The sequence below is a fragment of the Stenotrophomonas sp. SrG genome, assembly GCF_050031795.1.
GTDB lineage: Bacteria > Pseudomonadota > Gammaproteobacteria > Xanthomonadales > Xanthomonadaceae > Stenotrophomonas > Stenotrophomonas rhizophila_A.
Genome location: NZ_JBNBBE010001527.1, coordinates 1 through 233, shown reverse-complemented (window position 1 = coordinate 233; position 233 = coordinate 1). Strand labels below are relative to the sequence as shown.

1 pseudogene is annotated in these 233 nt (G+C 67.4%); it reads right to left on the bottom strand.

Annotation, left to right across the window (positions count from 1 at the left end):
• Positions 1 to 233 (bottom strand): annotated as a pseudogene (locus ACQG3P_RS24500) (peptidylprolyl isomerase); the annotation flags it as partial.

Here is a 233-nt window from a genome sequence, read left to right as displayed (position 1 = left end):
TCTGTTGCGGTCGGCGCGGATCGCGGCGATCACGCCGTCGAGGGCCTTGTCCAGCGGCAATGCCTGTTCCGGTCTGTGGTCGGTCACTCGGATCATCACGCTGTGGTCGGGCGTGATCTCGATCGGGTCGCTCACGGTGCCGTCCTGCACCAGCACATGGGAGAACGCCGCGCTCAGCACCGCCGGGTTGGCGGCAATTACACTGGCGGTGTCGCGGGTGAACGGGCCGATGG